The organism is Rhodococcus sp. Leaf247, from assembly GCF_001426185.1.
Classification (GTDB): domain Bacteria; phylum Actinomycetota; class Actinomycetes; order Mycobacteriales; family Mycobacteriaceae; genus Rhodococcoides.
On the sequence record NZ_LMRP01000001.1, the window covers coordinates 950,843 to 966,464 of the forward strand.

The following is a 15,622-nucleotide window of genomic DNA, read 5'->3' on the forward strand; positions in this document are numbered from 1 at the left end:
CATGGTCATCGTGGTGGTGCGCAGCGGCGGCGTGGCCGGGATGACCCGCCGCGGCAGCGTCGACACCACCACCGTGGGCGACGACTGGCAACAGTTGGTCGAGCGCGCTCTCCCGTTGCTCTCCTCGCTCGACGACTCGTCGACGTCGGTGCGCGACGGCTTCCGGTGGCGCCTCCAGATCGGTGACCACTCCTGCGAAACCGGCGACTCGGCGCTCACCGGTCCGCTGCGCGAGCTTGCGGAACGCACCTTGAAGGAGGGGCGTCCGCCGCGATAGCGGCGGCCTCCCTGCGTGCCAGGTTCGCGTTCCACCACGGGTCGCTCCCCGGCTCGTCGAGGATGCAGGCGCGCAACTCCGGTTCCAGGGTAGACACCGCCGGCACCGCGTCCGCGGACAGCGTGGACAGATAGTCGACGTCGATCAGTCCGGTCCGCTCGTAGCGCTCGACTGCCCGCTCCGCGACCAGCGCATCGACGTTCACCACCGCCATCACCAGCACGCCCACTGCCGCCGTACCGACTATCACGGCAGGCAGACGACGAGACGACCATCGCGCACCGGCGACGATGACGGCGAGCACGACGACGCCAAACCACACCTCGACGGCCATGACACCCACACGGAGCCGGGTGAGACCGAACTGCTGCTCGTACAACGACATTCAATACACCGCCGACCAGACGACCACCAATGTCAGGACACACAGCGACCCGAACGCGACTCGGGCGAGAACACGGTCGCGCCGCACCTCGGCATCGACCTTGCGCGCTTGCACGGCGACCACGACGAGTACGCCGACGGTCACCATGACCAGCTGCCAGAACCCCGACCGGGCATGATCGGCGAACGTCAGGTCGTCCGTCGTCATCACATGGTCGTGTCCGCCGAACAACGTGGCCGCCTGCACCACCACGAACGCAGCGAACACGACGACGAGCGCCGATACCGGCACCGCCCACTCCCACGCCGATCGTCGTCGACCGGCGCCCGGAGCGAGCGCGTCGAGTTCCACCTCGTGACGCTTCGCATGGGCCGCACCCAGAATCCACAGAGCGACGCACAGAGTAACGACCGGACCCAGAGGGTCGACATCGACGGACACGGTCGGGATCACCGCGTCGACGAGGGAGGCGAAGCGGTCGTCGGCGCCGGCGAACAGCAGCGTGAACACGGTGACCAGCAGGGCCGTGCTCACTACGACGCGCACAGCGCGCAACGCTGACCGCCGCGACGGCAGCGTCACCTCGGCGGCGCCGGAACCGAGCGAGCGGAACACCGCTCCCTGCGCTACGACGGGCATGAGAGGAGAGAGCACCGTCGCGGTGAACGTCGTCGATGTCGATGTCGTCGTCGACAGCGCCACACACCACACGGCCAGTCCGATCGACGACACGGCGAGCCACCCCGAGTCGCGGACGGACGGCACCAGCAGCAGTGCGAACGCGACGACGATCCACGCCACCGACCAGCGCGATCGCCGGTCGAGCAGCCCTGCGGCGAGAACGGCGGCCACGCCGACGACGAGGTAGGCCACCGACGGGCGGTCGGTCAGCGCGGCGCCGGCGACCACACCGACTGCCGCGGCGATACCCACGGCCCGACGACGCGGAGACTCGGTGACGCTGCGGACCGGCGACTGCGCCGCCGGATCGGGAAGAAGGTCGGTTGTCATCGTGAACCTCTCTCGGGCAGGGGTGATCGCGCGAGCACCGGATGCGGTGTCACGTGGTGAGTACGGACGGTGGGGTCAGACGGGAAGCGTGAGCCGGAAGCAACACCCGGCGTGGACGTCGACCACATCGAGTGTGCCGCCGTGCAATTCGGCGGCCCATCGGGCGATGGCGAGCCCGATACCGGTGCCGCCGTCGGTCGACCCGCCGCGGACGAACCGGTCGAACACCCGAGCGCGGTCGGGCGGAGCGATCCCGTCGCCCTCGTCGACGACGTCGATGCGCACCGAGTCCTCACCCACGACGGCGGAGACGGCCACCGCACCGTCGGGTGGGCCGTGGCGCACGGCGTTCTCGACGAGATTGGCCACCACCTGTCGCACCCTCTCCTCGTCGGCGGTCACCGTCGCACCGGACGGCTCGACCGACACCGAGAACCGGGTCGCCGTGCTCTGGGTGACCACGCTGGTCAGAAACTCTCGGAGGTCGAACGTGCTGCGCGACAGGCCGAGTGCGCCACCCTCGAGCTTCGACAGATCCAGGAGGTCGTCCACGAGCCGGGCCAAGCGTTCGGTCTGCTCGAGTGCGACTCCGACCGCCGCGGGGGTCGCCTCCTGCACCCCGTCGGCGATGTTCTCGAGCACGGCCTGCAGCGACGCGATCGGCGTCCGGAGTTCGTGCGAGACATTGCCGATCAGTTCCCGACGGTAGCGATCCGCCTCGGCGAGGTCCGCCGACATCGTGTTGAAGGCGACGGCCAGCTGGCCGATCTCGTCCCGCGACGTGGCCCGGACGCGGTGTGTGTAGTCCCCGTTCGCCATCGCTCGCGAGGCTGCGGTCATCTCGCGTAGCGGCGAGGTCATCCCGTGCGCGACGATCTGTGTGACCACCAGCGCCACGACGAGTGCGAGCAGCAGCGCGTACCGGAAGGGCTGTTGCGCCGCGAGCCAGAAGGTGCCCGACGCCGCGAACAGTGCGATGACCACCACCAGGCCGGTCTTGACCTTGAACGAACGTAGCGAGTCGAGAGGGCGGATCATCCGCGTGCCCGGAACGCGTACCCGACACCGTGAACGGTGCGGACGACGTCGGAACCCAGTTTGCGCCGCAGCGCTTTGACGTGGCTGTCGACCGTGCGGGACGGCACCGATGTCATGGAGTCGTCTCGCGACCACCCCCACACGTCCGACAACAACCGGTCTCGCGCGAAGGCCGCGCCCGGCCGCCGAGCGAGGAAGAGCAGCAGATCGAACTCCGTGCGCGTCAGGTGGACCTCGTCACCGTCACGGAACACCCGTCGCGCATGCTCGTCGACGCGGACGTCGTCGAACTCGTGGACGACGGTCGGCGTCGGCGCGGGATGACGCTCCACCCGGCGCAGCAATGCGTGCACGCGGGCCACCAGGGTGCGCATCGAGAACGGTTTCGACATGTAGTCGTCCGCACCCACCCCGAGACCCACCAGCTGGTCCGTCTCGTCCGACCGCGCCGTGAGCATGAGGACGGCGACCGGGCCCTCGGGGCGGGACTGGATACGTCAGCATACCTCGAGACCGTCGAACCCCGGCAGCATCACGTCGAGGACCACCAGATCCGGATTCGTTCGCGCTACCGTCTCCACGGCGGCCGGTCCGCTCGATGCGAGGTCGACGTCGAAGCCCTCGGAGTGCAGCCGCGCCGCGATGGCATCCGCCAGAGCCTTCTCATCCTCGACCACCAGTATTCGCCGTCGATCCATGAAGCAGACCGTAACGGCATCATGTGCGGGTCTCGGGGACGCGATGTGAAGATTCCGTGGAGATCACTCTCGGCCCATGAACCGGACGCAGCGTCAGCCGAGCAGGCGTGCCACCTCCGCGGCCGCGCGACCACCCGATACCAGCGCACCCTGGATCGAGGGCGTGTCGCGGTGGTCACCGGCGAGAAGCACGCGGTCTCCCACTCGTAGCGGTCGACGCAGTGGTGTCCCGGGTGCCTGGGCGGGAAGTGCGTGCGACACGTCGTGTCGGACGATCACCCGCCACGACGAGGTCGACCGTCCCCACAGCCGGTCCAGTTCGGCGCGCACCACCGACTCCGCCGCCGGTCCGGCGGCACCCAGAAGTGTTGTCGCTTGCACCAAGGTCTTCCCGGTCGGCGCGTAGCCGGGGGCGATCGCGCTCATCTCGGCCGTGTTGACCACCGAACCGCCCGCGCCCGAGACTCGGAGGAAGGTGTCGGAGTCGGCACCGTCGGCGTCGAACCACCAGGTGGACAGCCCGCGCATGGACGAGGTCTCCGTGTCCGTCAGCGCAGCTGCAGCCGGCGCATCCGTTGCCACCACCACGGCGCGGGACCGCAGCACAGTGCCGTCGGCGGTCCGAACCGTCGGCGTGACGGTGTCGTCGGTGACGCGATCGACCCTGGCCGAGTACGTGATGTCGACACCGGCGCCCCGGGCGAGTTGCTCGGGAAACGCCTGCATGCCGGCGTTCGGAACACCGGGGGTGGCCAGCAGGAAGCTGCGGAGCACCAACCTGACGTACCGGTCGGACGTGGCACCGACGCCGTCGGCGAGCACTCCGCTGAGAAACGGAGCGAGCAGCGCATCTCGCAGAGGCCCGCGGAGACCGAGCCGGTCCCAGTCGTCGGCCAGTGCGGCATCGGGTGCGCTGCCCAGTCGACGGACGGACCCCACTGCGGGCAGTGCCCACCGCACCGCCCCGGCGACCGCTCGGGGCCTGACCAACCCGAGCCGGACAGCGGATCGGGCCGTCTCGAGCAGCAACGTCGGGTGACGGGTCGGATCGGCCACTGTCCGCACGGTGTCCGAGTCGTCGACGATCCGAACGCCTCGACCGGCGACCCGCAGGTCGAGCGCATCGATGTCGACATGCCTCTTCACCGCCGGGTACGACGGATTGAGTAGTTGGAATCCTCGGTCGCACCGGAAGCCGTCGATGACGTCGGTGCGGATGCGCCCACCCGGCCCGGTCCCCGCCTCCACGATCCTGGCGGTCAGTCCGCGTCGTCGGAGGGCTGCAGCGCATCGCAGACCGGCGATGCCCGCCCCCACCACGATCACGTCCGCGTCGATGTCAGTCATGATCCGTCGATGCTATCCGGCCGTCGTCACCACCCGATCCGACACAGCCCCGGAAACCACGAAAGCCACCTGCACGCAGGTGGCTTGTCGATTCATGGTCGTTCTTCGGTGGCCAGAGCCGGGATCGAACCGGCGACCTTCCGCTTTTCAGGCGGACGCTCGTACCGACTGAGCTACCTGGCCGTGACATCCGTGGCTGACACCGGATGGTACTGATGCATTCGCACCACCGAGATGATGCGATTGTTGCGACCCTGACGGGACTCGAACCCGCGACCTCCGCCGTGACAGGGCGGCGCGCTAACCAACTGCGCCACAGGGCCATGCTGTGAAGCATGTACTGCGTGGAAGACCCTACTGCATCTTCGTCGTACTTCTTACCACTCGGAGAGTGGCCCAACCCGTTGCGGTGATGTCACACACCGAAACGTACCCCCTACGGGATTCGAACCCGCGCTACCGCCTTGAAAGGGCGGCGTCCTAGGCCGCTAAACGAAGGGGGCCCGTCGAATCGCTCCGACCGTACCCCAACGGCGTTCCGTTGGGAGCTTGGATAGCTTATGACACTGCTTCAGGATTTCCCAAATCAGCAGGTCAGACTATGAATCGACGCTTACAGCGGTGCGTGAGGGCCACCCGTTGACGCGCCACTTGTCCAGCCATTCGCGGGACGCCATCGCCATCAGCAGAACCTCGAGCGACTCCTCGAACAAGAGCGTGAGATTGGTGTCGTCGGCGGTCAGGTCCGCCATGTAGCGCTGACCGGCGAGGGACGTGACCAGCACGCGGGTGAACATCCGCGGATCGATGTCCGGGCGGAGCAGGCCGGTCTCGTGCGCCTCGGACGCCAGCTTGTGTGCGGTGCGCCCCCAGACGGCGCCGGCGCCTTCACGGATGCTCTCGTGGAACTCGGGTTCGACGACGAGACGGAACTCGGCGCGGACGACGACGTTCTCCTCGAAGGACGTGGCCAAGCTGGTGATCAGGGTGTGCAGCCATTCCAGCGCGTCCGTGCCCTCGGGGCGCGGCGTGTCCATGACGGCGATGTACTTCTCCATCGCGGTCTGCAGCACTGCGCGTGCGAGTTCTTCCTTGGAACTGAAATGGAAGTACATCGCGCCCTTGGTCGCGCGTGAACCTTCCAGGATGGTGTTCACCGATGCCGCGGTGTAACCACGCCTGCTGAACTCGTACGCCGCAGCCTCGACTATCGCGGCCCGGGTGCGTCGAGCGCGTTCCTGCTGTGCCATTGCGCCTATGCCTCCGAAAATGATCACCCAAAGGGGCCCTGATACTCGCCGAAGCTTAACCGACAAACCTGAGAATCCCCTCGGACCTGTCCACGAATGCCGCGTTGTCGCCGGTTCCGACGTCGCTGCACGACCGCCTCACTTGGCAGGCGTGCACCGACTGCCGGTTTTGTCCGGTTCCGTGCTGGCGAGCGTCCGCACTCGCGTCGTAAAGAATGGTGAAAATTCATAAAGCCATTTCAAAGGCAATTGCCCGTCAGCGGGCGGGAGCCGGTGGGCGGCCGCCGCGAACCGGTCCATTACACTCGTCGAGCACTGGCCCCTATAGCTCAGTTGGTAGAGCTACGGACTTTTAATCCGCAGGTCGTAGGTTCGAGCCCTACTGGGGGCACCACGCGCGAGTACCGACGACGCACCGCAGGACGATCCGGTCACGGATTCTGCGAGAGCCTCGACCCGATGCTCTGATGCAGCGCACGCAGGGCGTTCTGCCCCAACGCGACAGTCTCGGATTCGATATGTCGCAGCAGGTGCGTGTCGCTGACCACCTTCTCCGACGACTGGATCAACACGGTTCCCGCACCGGTGAAGTCGAACTGCCGCTCCTCCCCCGTGTTCGCGCCGAGCAGCATCCCCTGAGCCGCGCCGAGGAAGTTCTGCATCCACGCAGCGTCGAAATGATGCGACGGCGCCGGGCAGTCCGCCCACCCCACCAGCGCCTGCGGGTCGACTCGCACGGGCGGTTCGGCGAAGACCACCGCACCGTTCGACGACGCCAGGAACTTCCCGGTGCCCAGCAGGGTCAGGAACCCGGGGACGATCGACTGTTTCAGCTCCAGCCCCGGCTCGAAAGCCAGCAGATTGGCCGCGCGAATGGTGAGATTGCCGTCGTCCAGGTCGTAGGAGTTGATGTCGAACCCGCGATCTCCCAGGATCACCTTGCCGTGGCCACTCGCCAGGACCCAGTCGTCCGCGTACAGCGGGGACGAGAATCGACTGGCCACGATCGCCGCCATGGACGTCCGACCGAGGGGCTCGAACTGGATGGTCCCGTAGTAGGCGATCATCGCCCCCTTGGCGGTGAACCACGGTCGGCCGTCGAGTTCGATGCAGAACGCGTAGTCGTTACCGGGCACGTTGTCGTTCACCGGCAGCGTGTAGGGGTTGTGGACGACATCGGTCATGATCTGCGTACTCCTGTCAGAACTTCTGCTCGGACGCCTGGACCCAGACCGTGCCCTGCCCGCCGACGGCGAGCTGCACCGCTTCGCCGGACCCACGACCCACCGCATCCCGCCACCCGACGCTCGCCGAGATGTCGATGGTCAGATGTCCGCGATGGCAGACGTAGGCCTGCGGATCGACCACCACCTGCGGCCGGTCCGGCCCCACCTCGAGCGCCGTCATACCTCCGTGGGACAGCACTGCCACCTGCCCACGCCCGGCGACCTGCGTCGTGAACATGCCCTGACCGGTCATCGCGCCACGGACGACGCCTCGGGCGCCGCCCTGCTGGGTGAGCGGGACGACGGATGTGGACAGGTGCCCGATGTGCACCAGCAACCGCGACGCCTCGACCGACAGCGGCATCGCCCCGTCGAGGTCGATGACCGCCACGTGCAACCCGGCGTGGCCGTAGTGGACGGTGCCGGACCCCTCCGCGGCCATCGTCGCCATGTGCTCGCCGGACATCATCCGACCCGCCATTCCCGCGAGAGCGCCGACGCCCGGCATCGCGCCTGCCGCGCCGCCCATGCTGTGGGGGACGAATCGGACGTCGCCGGTATAGAACAGCATCGACCCTCGTCGGGCGAGGGCCGGAAGTCCCGGCGTCAGCGTCGCGGCGACGACCTTGCTGTTGACGACCTCGAGCATGTCAGCGCTCCTCGGGCTGGACGTAGACGACACCCGTGCCGTCGAAACGCAAGGAGAACGCCTCGCCGCTTCCGCCGCCGAGGGCGGACCGCCACGTGACGTCGGTGACGAAACTCTGGGTGACCTGTCCGCGGTGGGCGACGAAGGCGTCGGGATCGACGACCAGTGGGAACTGCGGCGATACCTCCAGCGCTATCAACGGCCCACCGGCCGACAGCAGTGCGACGTCACCCTGCCCGCTGACCACGGTCGTGAACAGGCCCTGACCCGACGATGCTCCGCGCAGTCCGGCGAACGCGACGTCCGACCGCAGCGAACCCGACAGCGCCAGGAGTTGGGACGACTCGACGTGGATGGCGTCGCCCGACAGCGGGACGACCGACACGTGCTGGGCATCCACCGCCAGTCGGGCCACACCCGAACCGCCGATCTCCATCAGCGACAGGGACTCCCCCGTCACCTTCTGTTTGAGCGCAGCGCGCAGACCGCCGCCACCGCCCACACCGGCGTTCTTGAACGTCAACCGGCCCTCGTAGGCGACCATCGATCCCGTGATCGCGCGTATCGTCTCGTCGCGCAGTTCGACGACCAGAACACGGTGTCCCTCTGTTCTCAGGTGAGCCACCGGGACAGGATGGCAGAACGACGTCGGAAACGGGGGCCGTCCGGTGATCCGGACGCCCGTGGTGCAATCGAGTGACGTACAGAACATCCATACCGTTTCGCCCACAACTCACAAAGCCCGTTCCCCGGTCGCTGCGGCATATAATAGGAACCAGTCCACGTCTGTGGAGGTAACGAACTTTCACCCCTGTTCGATACTCGTTTACCGGACGGTACGTCAGCAGCCCCGGCGCGCATCGAAGCGATTCACAACAAACTTACGGTGCCGTAGGCTCGAACGAACCGACATCATTCTTGGAGGACACGCATGGCACGGGATCTGACACAACTCGAGCTGCTCGACGAGCTGCAGCCGGTTGCGGAAGAAAATCTGAACCGGCATCTCTCCATGGCCAAGGAGTGGCACCCCCACGACTACGTCCCGTGGGACGAGGGTCGCAACTTCGCTGCTCTCGGCGGCGAGGACTGGTCGCCGGAGCAGTCTCGTCTCGACGAGGTCGCCAAGGCCGCGATGATCACCAACCTCCTCACCGAGGACAACCTGCCCTCGTACCACCGCGAGATCGCGGAGAACTTCTCCCAGGACGGCGCCTGGGGAACGTGGGTCGGTCGCTGGACCGCCGAGGAGAACCGCCACGGCATCGTGATGCGCGACTACCTCGTCGTCACCCGTGGTGTGGATCCCGTCGCTCTCGAGCAGGCCCGCATCGAGCACATGACCAACGGCTTCTCCTCCGCCGCCGCCGGCGGTCACGACGAGATGGGCTTCCTCCACTCCGTCTCGTACGTCACGTTCCAGGAACTCGCCACGCGCGTCAGTCACCGCAACACCGGCAAGGTCTGCAACGACCCGATCGCCGACCGCATGCTGCAGCGCATTGCCGCCGACGAGAACCTGCACATGATCTTCTACCGCAATCTGTGCGGCGCGGCCCTCGACATCTCCCCCGACCAGGCCCTGCGTGCCATCGCCGACATCGTGCAGAACTTCCAGATGCCCGGCGCCGGCATGCCGAACTTCCGTCGCAACGGCGTCCTGATGGCCAAGCACGGCATCTACGACCTGCGTCAGCACCTCGAGGACGTCGTCATGCCCGTCCTGCGCAAGTGGAACATCTTCGACCGCACCGACTTCACCGCCGCGGGCGAGCAGACGCGCGAAGAGCTGGCAGCCTTCCTCGAGAAGCTCGAGAAGGACGTTCTCAAGTTCGAGGAGCAGCGCGACCGGATGCTCTCACGCGAGGCCGCGAAGCGTCAGGCGCAGGCGTCCTGACACCGCTCACGCCGACGGCGTGATTGGCCGAGTTCCGACTCGGCGGATACTCTCGATGTGCCCGGCAACCGTTTCTGCGGATGCCGGGCACATCGCTGTTTCCACTACTGACGGGTGACACTGGCCATGACTCTGCAGATCGGATCTCTGACCCTGCGCAGTCCCGTCGTGCTCGCCCCGATGGCCGGGGTCACCAACGTCGCGTTCCGCACGCTGTGCCGCGAACTCGAGGAGCAGCTGACCGGAAGCACGTCCGGCCTCTACGTGTGCGAGATGGTCACCGCGCGCGCCCTCGTCGAGCGCCAACCCGCCACGCTGCACATGACCACCTTCGGGCCCACGGAGACACCGCGCTCGCTGCAGCTCTACACCGTGGACCCCGACACCACGTACGACGCCGCGAAGATGATCGTCGACGAGAACATGGCCGACCACATCGACATGAACTTCGGCTGCCCGGTGCCCAAGGTCACCCGCAAGGGTGGCGGTGCCGCCCTTCCGTACAAGCGCTCACTGTTCGGGCGGATCGTCGCAGCTGCGGTCAAGGCGACCGAGGGAACGGACATCCCGGTCACGGTCAAGTTCCGCATCGGCATCGACGACGAGCACCACACCCACCTCGATGCCGGCCGGATCGCCGCCGGCGAAGGCGCCGCGGCGGTCGCCCTCCACGCACGCACCGCCGCTCAGCGGTACTCCGGCACCGCCGACTGGTCCGAGATCGCCCGACTCAAGGACCACGTCCGGGACGTGCCCGTCCTCGGCAACGGCGACATCTTCGATGCCGGCGACGCCGCGCGCATGATGACGGAGACGGGCTGCGACGGAGTCGTCGTCGGCCGTGGATGCCTGGGCCGCCCATGGCTTTTCGCGGAGCTGTCCGCCGCGCTCCGAGGCACCACTGCGCCGACTCCGCCCACCCTCGGCGAGGTGTCGGTCATCATGCGTCGTCACGCGCAGCTGCTCGCTGACCACCACGGCGAAGGACGCGGTCTGCGCGAGATGCGCAAGCACGTCGCCTGGTACATGCGCGGCTTTCCGGCCGGCTCGGATCTGCGGGTCCGGATGGCGACGGTGTCCACGCTGACCGAGCTCGACGACCTGCTCGCTCGACTCGACCCGACGGTTCCGTTCCCCGCCGACGCCGAGGGTCCCCGCGGCCGCCAGGGGTCGCCCGGGACGGTGTCGCTCCCGGACGGATGGCTCGACGATCCGGACGACTGCGCGGTGCCCGCGGGCGCCGATCTGATGCACTCCGGCGGATGATCAGTAATATGGCGTCGATCCGTCGACCGCTCGTCGACGCGCGGACGATGGGAACGACAAGTGGGTGACGACGACGACTCGGGGTCATCCACACCCGGACGTCGAGCCCCCTGGGAACGGCCCATTTCCCGCGTTCCCCGTTCGGATCAGGATTCGGGTCCGCGGCCTCCGGTCGAGCCCGTTCGACCTGACAGCCCGACCCCCCCGGACTCTCGGCCACGGCCGGACGACCCGAGGCCGGTAGCACCCACCCCCAGCCCTCCTTCCGACGACGAGGACAAGCGCCTGTCCGTCGCCGAATTGGTGGACAAGGTCTCGAAGATCGCGTCGTCGCGCAACCGTCGGACCGACGATCACCCGACACGCTCCGCTCCGCCCGAGCCCGACGCCGAGACCGACCCGCCGACCGTCGTCATACCGCCGGTACCCGCCCCTTCCCGGGAAATCTCGGACAAGGATCGCCCCGCCCCGGAAGCCGTGGGCCCGATCCCACCGCCCGCGTTGACCAGGCTCGCCCTGAGCCGGGCCCGCAAGCGCCGACGCGTTCGCGTGTTCGGCCGCATCGGAGTGTCGATGGTGTCGATCCTGGCGCTCCTCGTCACCGGCGTCGTCTGGGGTTATCTGCGGGCGACCGACCGCGGGTTCGAGCAGGTCGCCGCGCTGGACACCGAATCGACGGACGTGGTCGACGCCCCCGGCCAGTACGGCGACGAGACGTACCTGATCGTGGGTACCGATACTCGCGCAGGTGCCAGTGGTGAGATCGGTGCCGGCACGGAGGCCGACGCCGAGGGTGCGCGCTCCGACACCGTCATGCTGATCAACATCCCCGCCGACCGCAGCCGCGTGGTCGCGGTGTCGTTTCCCCGAGACCTCGACGTCGAACGCCCGGAGTGCGAGGGATGGAACAGCACGACGGGCGACTACACCGGTGAGATGTTCCCGGCCGCGGACGGCGACAAGCTGAACGCCACCTACGCCCTCGGTGGGCCGAAATGCCTCGTCAAGATCATCCAGAAGATCTCGGGACTCCGGATCGGACACTTCGTCGGCATCGACTTCGCCGGCTTCGAGTCGATGGTCAACGAGGTCGGCGGCGTCGACGTCTGCACGCCCGTTCCGTTGGTCGACGACGAACTCGGGACGGTCCTGGCCACGACGGGTGAGCAACGCATCGACGGACGCACCGCGTTGAACTACGTCCGCGCCCGCAAGGTGGAAGCCGAAGGCACCGGAGACTACGGACGCATCAAGCGTCAGCAGCTGTTCCTGTCGTCGTTGCTCCGCTCGGTGCTGAGCAATCGGGTGCTGTTCGATCCGGGCGCGCTGAACGGCTTCGTCACCGCGTTCACGAGGGACACGTTCGTCGAGAACGTCAAGACCTCGGACCTGCTCACTCTCGGCAAATCGTTACGGGGCGTGGCCGCCGGCGCGGTCACGTTCCTGACCGTGCCGACGTCGGGAACGACCGATTACGGCAACGAGATCCCGCGGACCGACGACATCAAGGCCATCTTCCAGGCCATCATCGACGACCAACCGCTGCCCGGTGAAGAGCGCGCCGCGGAGGTTCCCGGGGCTCCCGTGACGACGGCGCCTCCCATCACGTCCGAGCCGCAGATCGCGGTCGATCCCTCCACGGTGTCGGTGCAGATCTCGAACGGGTCCGAGATCAGCGGACTCGCTGCCACCACGGCCGACGAACTCGCCGCGTACGGGTTCCAGATCATGGGCACGGGTAACGCCGAGGTGCCGGGATCTGCCGCCACCGTCGTGCGCTACGGCACCGGGTCGATCGCCGAGGCCGAGACCGTCGCGAGCGCCATTCCGGGAGCGGTGCTCGAGGAACTCCCGAGCCTCGGAGGCATCGTCGACGTGGTGCTGGGATCGGAGTACCAGGGGTTCACGTCCGTTCCCACCGCCGTCGGCGAGGTCCTTCCGACCTTCCAGGTGGGAACATCCGGGGCCACCGAGGTCGCTCTCCCGAGCGATCTCACGGTCACGAACGGCGCCGACGACGCCTGCGTGTGAATCGATAACCCGCATTCACCGCCCGTTCACCGCCTGCATGCCCGTTGCCCATGTCGAGCCGAGTAAAATCGGACCATGCGCGTGGCTTACAACGAACAGATGACAGAACTCGCCGACCTGCTCGGCGAGATGGCCGCATTGGCCGGTAGTGCGATGGAGCGTGCCACGCAGTCCTTGCTGCAGGCCGACCTCCGTATCGCCGAGCAGGTGATCGGCGAACACGAGAGGATCACCGATCTCAGCTCCCAGGCCGAGGAGCGTGCGTTCGCCCTCCTCGCCCTCCAGGCCCCCGTCGCCGGCGATCTCCGATCGGTGGTCTCCGGCATCCAGATCGTCGCCGACATCGACCGCATGGGCGCCCTGGCTCTCCACGTCGCCAAGATAGCGCGTCGTCGCCATCCTCAGCACGCCCTGCCCGAGGAAGTGAACGGCTACTTCGCCGAGATGGGCCGCATCGCCGTGGCTCTCGGATCGTCGGCACGCGAGGTGCTCGAGACCCGCGACCCCGAGCGCGCCGCGAAGCTCCGCGAGGAGGACGAGGCGATGGACGACCTGCACCGTCACCTCTTCAGCGTCCTGATGGACAAGGAGTGGAGCCACGGAGTCGCTGCGGCCGTCGACGTCACGCTGCTCGGACGCTTCTACGAGCGTTTCGCCGACCATGCCGTGGAGGTGGGCCGTCGAGTGATCTTCCTGGTCACCGGCAGCCTGCCCAGCGACCTGCCGACTCCCCCCGCGCAGCACGTCTCCTGACCCACACGCACACGGACGAAAGGGCGCCCTCCTGACCGGAGGGCGCCCTTTCGTCTGTGCGGAGGTTGTCGGTGTTTATCCGAAGCGGCCGGAGATGTAGTCCTCGGTGGCCTTCTGCGTCGGGTTGGAGAAGATCTTCTCGGTGTCGTCGATCTCGATGAGGTTGCCGGGCTTACCGGTGGCCTCGAGGTTGAAGAAGCCGGTCTGATCGCTCACACGCGCAGCCTGCTGCATGTTGTGCGTGACGATCACGATGGTGAAGTCCTTCTTCAGCTCGCCGATCAGGTCCTCGATCGCGAGCGTGGAGATGGGGTCCAGCGCGGAGCACGGCTCGTCCATGAGCAGCACATCCGGCTGCACCGCGATGGCTCGTGCGATGCACAGGCGCTGCTGCTGACCACCGGAGAGACCACCACCGGGCTTGTCGAGGCGGTCCTTGACCTCGGTCCAGAGGTTCGCGCCCTTGAGCGACTCCTCGGCGATCTCGTCGAGCTGCTTCTTGTTCTTGCCGCCCTGGAGCTTGAGGCCGGCGACGACGTTGTCGCGGATCGACATCGTCGGGAACGGGTTGGGACGCTGGAACACCATGCCGATGGTGCGCCGGACGCCGACGGGGTCGACACCGGAGCCGTAGATGTCCTCGCCGTCGAGAAGCACGGAGCCTTCGACGCGGGCACCGGGGGTGACCTCGTGCATGCGGTTCAGCGAGCGCAGGACGGTGGACTTGCCGCAGCCCGACGGTCCGATGAAGGCCGTGACACTACGAGGGGGGACGGAGAGCGTCACATTGGATACGGCGTGGAACTTGCCGTAGAAGATGTTGACGTCTTTCAGATCGAGTCGCTTGGCCATGTCGAGAATCCTTCAGGTCAGAAGTTCTTGGGGGCGAAGAAGCGGGACACCAGCTTCGCGCCGATGTTGAGGACCGCGACGATGAGGATGAGGGTGAGAGCTGCTCCCCACATCCGCTCGCTGGTCAGCGCGGCCGTACCGGCCTTCTGCAGATCGACCATCATCAGCGGCAGCGAGGTCTGCGGGCCGGCGAAGAGGTTGAAGTTGATGGCGGTGGCGGATCCCACGAGGATCAGCACCGGCGCGGTCTCTCCCATGACGCGGGCGAGGGCGAGCATGATTCCCGTGACGATGCCCGAGAGCGCCGTCGGGACGACGATCTTCGCGATGGTCTTCCACTTGGGCACCCCGAGTGCATACGACGCTTCGCGGAGATCCTGCGGAACGATGCGCAGCATCTCCTCCGCGGACCGCACGATCACCGGGATCATCAGCAGCACCAGGGCGAGGGAGACGGCGAGACCGGAGCGGTCGAAGCCGAACGTCGCGATCCAGAGGCTGTAGATGAACAGAGCCGCGACGATGGACGGGACACCCGTGAGGATGTCGACCATGAAGGTCGTGGCCTTCGCGAGCCGCGTTCCGACGCCGTACTCCACCAGGTAGATGGCGACGAAGATGCCGATCGGGATGGAGATGACCGCGCAGAACAGTCCTTGCAGGAGCGTGCCGACGATGGCGTGGTAGGCGCCGCCGCCCGGCTTGAAAGGTGTGACTCCGGCTTGCGAGAACTGCCACCAGTCGGCCGTCGCGACGGCGCCGATGCCCCGCGAGACGACGGTGTAGAGGACCCACACCAGCGGGATCAGAGCGATCACCACGGCCAGGGTCACCAGCACGGTGGCCAGCGAGTCGGACACCTTGCGGCGGGAACTGACACCCTGGAACGTCGGCTGCTTGACCGGCCGGTCCATGGTGGCCGTCGAGGCGTTGTCGGCCATG

At 67.2% G+C, this 15,622-nt stretch carries 13 protein-coding genes, 4 tRNA genes and 2 pseudogenes; 6 read left to right on the top strand and 13 right to left on the bottom strand.

Annotated elements, in window-relative coordinates; genetic code table 11:
- The first annotated feature begins 1 nt into the window (after position 1).
- Positions 2–277: a protealysin inhibitor emfourin gene (locus ASG64_RS04470; protein ID WP_042573862.1), complete on the top strand. Its 276-nt coding sequence runs from the start codon at positions 2–4 to the stop codon at positions 275–277.
- Here ASG64_RS04470 and ASG64_RS21995 read toward each other — a convergent pair.
- From ASG64_RS21995 to ASG64_RS04515, 8 genes and pseudogenes are all read right to left on the bottom strand, one after another.
- Positions 216–1,673, bottom strand: a pseudogene (locus ASG64_RS21995) (DUF4153 domain-containing protein). The gene ASG64_RS04470 and the pseudogene ASG64_RS21995 overlap by 62 nt on opposite strands.
- 75 nt (positions 1,674–1,748) lie before the next feature.
- Positions 1,749–2,711 (bottom strand): HAMP domain-containing sensor histidine kinase, encoded by a 963-nt coding sequence (locus ASG64_RS04485; RefSeq protein ID WP_056070384.1) that lies wholly within the window; start codon positions 2,709–2,711, stop codon positions 1,749–1,751.
- A pseudogene (locus ASG64_RS04490) lies at positions 2,708–3,391 on the bottom strand (response regulator transcription factor). Before ASG64_RS04490 ends, ASG64_RS04485 begins: the two are co-directional and overlap by 4 nt.
- Before the next feature lie 111 nt (positions 3,392–3,502).
- Entirely contained in the window at positions 3,503–4,756 is a 1,254-nt protein-coding gene (locus ASG64_RS04495) for an FAD-dependent oxidoreductase (RefSeq protein WP_056070387.1), read from the bottom strand.
- A gap of 109 nt (positions 4,757–4,865) precedes the next feature.
- A tRNA-Phe gene (locus ASG64_RS04500) sits at positions 4,866–4,939 on the bottom strand.
- A gap of 66 nt (positions 4,940–5,005) precedes the next feature.
- Positions 5,006–5,079, bottom strand: a tRNA-Asp gene (locus tag ASG64_RS04505).
- Between the two features lie 107 nt (positions 5,080–5,186).
- Positions 5,187–5,259, bottom strand: a tRNA-Glu gene (locus tag ASG64_RS04510).
- 96 nt (positions 5,260–5,355) lie between these two features.
- On the bottom strand, positions 5,356–6,006 hold the full coding sequence (locus ASG64_RS04515) for a ScbR family autoregulator-binding transcription factor (RefSeq protein WP_042573866.1): 651 nt from the start codon (positions 6,004–6,006) through the stop codon (positions 5,356–5,358).
- A 318-nt stretch (positions 6,007–6,324) separates the two neighbouring features.
- On the opposite strand from ASG64_RS04515, the gene ASG64_RS04520 reads away from it, so the two are divergent.
- Positions 6,325–6,400, top strand: a tRNA-Lys gene (locus ASG64_RS04520).
- A gap of 37 nt (positions 6,401–6,437) precedes the next feature.
- On the opposite strand, the gene ASG64_RS04525 is transcribed toward ASG64_RS04520, so the two are convergent.
- Genes ASG64_RS04525 through ASG64_RS04535 form a run of 3 tightly spaced genes read right to left on the bottom strand, consistent with a single transcriptional unit; the run spans position 6,438 to position 8,506 of the window.
- Positions 6,438–7,190: an AIM24 family protein gene (locus ASG64_RS04525; RefSeq protein WP_056070390.1), complete on the bottom strand. Its 753-nt coding sequence runs from the start codon at positions 7,188–7,190 to the stop codon at positions 6,438–6,440.
- Positions 7,191–7,206: 16 nt separating this feature from the next.
- Complete coding sequence (locus tag ASG64_RS04530) at positions 7,207–7,881, bottom strand: AIM24 family protein (protein ID WP_056070392.1); 675 nt, start codon at positions 7,879–7,881, stop codon at positions 7,207–7,209.
- Position 7,882: 1 nt separating this feature from the next.
- Positions 7,883–8,506 carry an AIM24 family protein gene (locus ASG64_RS04535; protein WP_056070395.1) on the bottom strand — a complete coding sequence of 208 codons (624 nt, stop codon included), beginning with the start codon at positions 8,504–8,506 and terminating at the stop codon, positions 7,883–7,885.
- Positions 8,507–8,812: 306 nt separating this feature from the next.
- On the opposite strand from ASG64_RS04535, the gene ASG64_RS04540 reads away from it, so the two are divergent.
- The 4 genes from ASG64_RS04540 (at position 8,813) to phoU (ending at position 13,828) form a co-directional block, all read left to right on the top strand.
- Positions 8,813–9,778, top strand: coding sequence for an acyl-ACP desaturase (locus ASG64_RS04540; RefSeq protein ID WP_042573870.1), 966 nt, complete (start codon positions 8,813–8,815; stop codon positions 9,776–9,778).
- 126 nt (positions 9,779–9,904) lie between these two features.
- The gene (gene dusB / locus ASG64_RS04545; RefSeq protein WP_042573916.1) at positions 9,905–11,044 is read left to right on the top strand and encodes a tRNA dihydrouridine synthase DusB; all 1,140 of its coding nucleotides are present in this window, start codon (positions 9,905–9,907) and stop codon (positions 11,042–11,044) included.
- Positions 11,045–11,104: 60 nt separating this feature from the next.
- Complete coding sequence (locus tag ASG64_RS04550; RefSeq protein WP_056070398.1) at positions 11,105–13,075, top strand: LCP family protein; 1,971 nt, start codon at positions 11,105–11,107, stop codon at positions 13,073–13,075.
- A gap of 75 nt (positions 13,076–13,150) precedes the next feature.
- Complete coding sequence (phoU, locus tag ASG64_RS04555; RefSeq protein ID WP_042573872.1) at positions 13,151–13,828, top strand: phosphate signaling complex protein PhoU; 678 nt, start codon at positions 13,151–13,153, stop codon at positions 13,826–13,828.
- Between the two features lie 75 nt (positions 13,829–13,903).
- Here the strand turns inward: phoU and pstB are convergent, their stop codons facing one another.
- A complete protein-coding gene (pstB, locus tag ASG64_RS04560) occupies positions 13,904–14,680 on the bottom strand; it encodes a phosphate ABC transporter ATP-binding protein PstB (protein WP_042573873.1) in 777 nt (258 codons plus the stop codon).
- Between the two features lie 17 nt (positions 14,681–14,697).
- Positions 14,698–15,621, bottom strand: a complete 924-nt coding sequence (gene pstA, locus ASG64_RS04565) for a phosphate ABC transporter permease PstA (RefSeq protein ID WP_042573874.1) — start codon at positions 15,619–15,621, stop codon at positions 14,698–14,700.
- Position 15,622 lies beyond the last annotated feature (1 nt).

Bases quoted from the DNA above. Each gene is read 5' to 3' on its own strand.
- phoU (WP_042573872.1), top strand. From the start codon at position 13,151: ATGCGCGTGGCTTACAACGAACAGATGACAGAACTCGCCGACCTGCTC.
- ASG64_RS04485 (WP_056070384.1), bottom strand. From the start codon at position 2,711: ATGATCCGCCCTCTCGACTCGCTACGTTCGTTCAAGGTCAAGACCGGC.
- ASG64_RS04540 (WP_042573870.1), top strand. From the start codon at position 8,813: ATGGCACGGGATCTGACACAACTCGAGCTGCTCGACGAGCTGCAGCCG.
- ASG64_RS04525 (WP_056070390.1), bottom strand. From the start codon at position 7,190: ATGACCGATGTCGTCCACAACCCCTACACGCTGCCGGTGAACGACAAC.
- pstA (WP_042573874.1), bottom strand. From the start codon at position 15,621: ATGGCCGACAACGCCTCGACGGCCACCATGGACCGGCCGGTCAAGCAG.
- ASG64_RS04515 (WP_042573866.1), bottom strand. From the start codon at position 6,006: ATGGCACAGCAGGAACGCGCTCGACGCACCCGGGCCGCGATAGTCGAG.
- ASG64_RS04495 (WP_056070387.1), bottom strand. From the start codon at position 4,756: ATGACTGACATCGACGCGGACGTGATCGTGGTGGGGGCGGGCATCGCC.
- dusB (WP_042573916.1), top strand. From the start codon at position 9,905: ATGACTCTGCAGATCGGATCTCTGACCCTGCGCAGTCCCGTCGTGCTC.
- pstB (WP_042573873.1), bottom strand. From the start codon at position 14,680: ATGGCCAAGCGACTCGATCTGAAAGACGTCAACATCTTCTACGGCAAG.
- ASG64_RS04470 (WP_042573862.1), top strand. From the start codon at position 2: ATGGTCATCGTGGTGGTGCGCAGCGGCGGCGTGGCCGGGATGACCCGC.
- ASG64_RS04530 (WP_056070392.1), bottom strand. From the start codon at position 7,881: ATGCTCGAGGTCGTCAACAGCAAGGTCGTCGCCGCGACGCTGACGCCG.